The 3635-nt window shown below is 41.1% G+C and carries 4 protein-coding genes and 1 pseudogene; 1 reads left to right on the top strand and 4 read right to left on the bottom strand.

Annotation, left to right across the window (positions count from 1 at the left end; translation table 11 throughout):
* A pseudogene (locus VNZ46_RS01735) lies at positions 1-183 on the top strand (Ldh family oxidoreductase); the annotation flags it as partial.
* Between the two features lie 17 nt (positions 184-200).
* On the opposite strand, the gene lepB reads toward VNZ46_RS01735, so the two are convergent.
* The 4 genes from lepB to VNZ46_RS01715 form a co-directional block, all read right to left on the bottom strand.
* Entirely contained in the window at positions 201-1397 is a 1197-nt protein-coding gene (gene lepB / locus VNZ46_RS01730; protein ID WP_325558344.1) for a signal peptidase I, read from the bottom strand.
* Between the two features lie 3 nt (positions 1398-1400).
* The gene (dapB, locus tag VNZ46_RS01725; protein ID WP_325558343.1) at positions 1401-2144 is read right to left on the bottom strand and encodes a 4-hydroxy-tetrahydrodipicolinate reductase; all 744 of its coding nucleotides are present in this window, start codon (positions 2142-2144) and stop codon (positions 1401-1403) included.
* 52 nt (positions 2145-2196) lie between these two features.
* Positions 2197-2820: a DUF5683 domain-containing protein gene (locus VNZ46_RS01720; protein WP_325558342.1), complete on the bottom strand. Its 624-nt coding sequence runs from the start codon at positions 2818-2820 to the stop codon at positions 2197-2199.
* A partial coding sequence (locus VNZ46_RS01715; protein ID WP_325558341.1) for a ParB/RepB/Spo0J family partition protein occupies positions 2820-3635 on the bottom strand: 816 nt, incomplete at its 5' end. The genes VNZ46_RS01720 and VNZ46_RS01715, both read right to left, overlap by 1 nt.

Genomic DNA, 3635 nt, shown 5'->3' with positions numbered 1-3635 from the left:
GACAATTGGATAGAACGATTTAAGGATTCCGGCACCATTGATCCCAGCAAAAAAGTAGTCATTCCCGGAGAACCGGAATATGCAGCGGAACAGGAAAGAACTCAACATGGGATTCCCCTCATTGATGCAGTTGTAAAAGACTTGAATGTGCTTGCAGAAAAACTTGGGGTAGAAAAATTATAAGGCATAAAAAAGGGATTCTAATGAATCCCTCTTAATAATCTGCTCCATCTGATCTTACCGAAGAACGATCCGTTTGTATCGTAGCTCATCCAGATAAATAAGGCTTTACCAACCACATGGTCCTCCGGTACAAATCCCCAGTAACGAGAATCCAAAGAATTATGCCTGTTGTCCCCCATCATCCAGTAGTAATCCATTTTAAAGGTATAAGTATCGGCCTTCTGACCATTGATCATCCAGTCTTTCCCTACTTTTTCTACTTTGTTGCCTTCATATATCCTAATGCTTCTTTCATAAAGCGGCATTGTTGCACTATCTAATTTAACAGTCCATCCTTTTTTAGGAATAGTGATCGGTCCAAAGTTGTCTACATTCCATTTGCGGTTAGGATCGTGCGGAAAAACATCCAGAGACTGTTCGCCTTCAACAGCTGTATTTTCTTTTACACTTTCTACAAAGTCGAGTTTACGGACCTGGTCCATCATCGTTTCCGTACCTGTAAACTCATAGGTATTTTGCGCCAGACCGGTAATATCAGATTGAAGGTTAAAACCCATTCCCTCAAAAACACTGAAATTTACATCAGCTGTTTTGAACTTAACGGCATAGGTAATCTGCCCGGTCGTCTTTAATTTCTCAGGCTTACCATTAATGGAAACTAATCCATTTTTCATACTCACAACGTCACCAGCAATACCAATACAACGTTTGATGTAGTTCTCTCTTTTATCTACAGGTCTGCTTACAATGGTAAACTGACTATGTACAGACTGCCAGCCGAGTGATCTGACCATTTCATAATAATTGTGATCCTGTTGTTCTAAAGCTACTGTATCTCCTTCAGGAAAGTTAAATACAACCACATCATTTCTTTTGATGTCTGTCAGCCCGGGTAATCGGCGGTATTTCCACTGAACACCATCCCAGTAAGCTTTGGTACCAGTGATCGGCATCGTATGGTGTGCAAAAGGAAAGGCAATTGGTGTCATGGGAATCCTTGCCCCATAATTGACTTTGCTAACAAATAAAAAGTCACCAACCAATAGAGACCGTTCCATTGATCCGGTTGGGATAGTATAAGCTTCAATAAAGAATACCCTGATAATGGTTGCAGCAACCACAGCAAAAATAATGGCATCTGTCCATTCCCTGCCTTTAGATTTCTTTTTCTTTGGATCGGCATCCTTACGTTTTTGCCAGAACTTCCAATTCATATATTATTTATTAAAATTAAATATGTCGGCTATATTATAAAAGCCTTGTTTATCTTTCAACCACTCGGCAGCAACTACTGCCCCTAAAGCAAAACCTGCACGACTATGAGCGGTATGTTTTAATTCGATATCATCCACTTCGGAACTGTAGATTACAGTATGTGTACCCGGAACATGCTCAATACGCTGAGAAGTGATCAGTAGCTGATCATTCTTCAAAACATCATTGAAAGGTGTTCCCTCCAGTTCATTTACCCACTCTTTCTTTGCATCCAGCTGATCGATGATCCCTTCTGCAATGGTCATCGCTGTACCGCTTGGCGCATCGAGTTTCTGCGTATGGTGGATCTCTTCTACCTGTACATCGTATGCCGGATAGTTATTCATCACCTTAGCCAGCATTTCATTGATATAAAAGAAGATGTTCACCCCAATACTGAAGTTTGATCCATAAAGCAAGGTATTGTTACTGCTCAGGCAATCATCTTTTACTTTCTGCAATTCCCCGTACCAGCCGGTAGTACCCACTACTACAGGAAGATTGGCTTCAAAGCATGCATAAATATTACCAAGAGCAGCATCAGGAGCACTAAAATCAATGGCCATATCCGCCTTACGCAAGTTTGATGTTGTTAATTCTTCCAGGTTATCTATATTTATTTTTAAGACAACTTCATGACCTCTTTCTAAAGCGAAACGCTCTATAATCTGGCCCATTTTTCCATAACCAAGCAAGGCTATCTTCATTTCTTATTTAATTTTTATATATTAAAAGCCAAGGTACTTTTTTTTACCTGAATCAAAACCTGAAACTTACTTTTAATCCAGGAGTGTAGGGATTATAACCGTATACAGCCCCATTATTGATCAATGTAGGTGAGAACCTGATGGCCAGATCATCTCCTACATCAAAATACATCAATCGCGCGTCAACATAGGCTTCAATTGCCTGTACGGCATATAAAGCGACGAAGGAAAAAATGATCACCTCTTTATTCCGGCGGTAGGTATCTTTTGCAATTGTCAGTTGACTTGTACTTACATTTTTTGGAATATCGCTATCGGGATTTGGCTGATCATTATGATCAAATCTATATTGCAATTCTTTCAGGTACCTCTGGTATTGCTTATTATTAGACATATAGGATAAGGTCAGTAAGGTGGCACCTGTATAAAGTGCACCGACCTTTACCAGCCGATAGACAGTGACGCCATTACCAAGCTGCCCCCAGCCTGGAGCAACCAGCGCCCTGAACACTGCTTTACGTCCGGCGATTTTGCCTTTGTTCACATACGCCGGCTTAATCGTATCAATTTGAGGTGATTTACTGAGGGTACTGTCCTTTTTTAAATAAGGTTGCTGAGCCTTTACAGAAAAGAAGGCAAGACAGAATAAAGCCGATAACAGCAGAATTTTAGGCATTACCAATCTAATAGTTCCAGGATCCTGTTCAAATCATCATCAGAAACAAAGGGTATCTCAATAGCCCCCTTTCCATTCTGCCCAACCTTTAATTTTACTTTGGTTGCAAATCTGGAAGCCAGGTCTTTCTGAAGTTTCTGATACTCAAAAGAAACACCCGCAGGTTGTTGTTTTCCAGGCTTCGTTTTCAGCTGTAAACTGTTGATGCTCCGCACCAACTCTTCTACCTTTCTAACAGAAAGTTCCTTATCTATGATTTCCTGGTGAATGAACAATTGTTTATCTACGCCCTCCACATTGATCAGTGCCCGGGCGTGGCCCATGGTGATTTTCTGGTCGCGGATAGAGATCTGAATAGCAGGAGGAAGTTTCAGTAAACGCAGGTAGTTGGTTACCGTACTTCTGTTTTTACCCACACGTTCCCCTAATTGCTCTTGTTTCAGATTACATTCTTCCATCATCCGCTGGAAACTCAATGCCACTTCAATAGCATTTAAATTCTCTCTCTGGATGTTCTCAATCAGTGCCATTTCCAGCATTTGCTGGTCATTTGCACTACGGATATAGGCTGGAATTTTGGTTAAGCCGGCAAGTTTGGAGGCACGTAATCTGCGCTCTCCGGAAATTAACTGATAGTGATTAGCTGAAACCTTCCTGACGGTGATGGGTTGTATTAAACCCTGCACCTGTATAGATTCGGCAAGTTCGTTTAAAGAAACCTGATCAAATTCCGTACGGGGCTGATAAGGGTTGGTTTCAATTTCACTGATATTGATCTCTCCAATGTTATTGTCCTGGCTCTGTCCCTGTCCGGT

The sequence above is a fragment of the Pedobacter sp. genome, assembly GCF_035566355.1.
Taxonomy (GTDB): Bacteria; Bacteroidota; Bacteroidia; order Sphingobacteriales; family Sphingobacteriaceae; genus Pedobacter.
The sequence above is the reverse complement of the archived record's forward strand: the minus strand, read 5'-3'. Positions and strand labels throughout refer to the sequence as shown.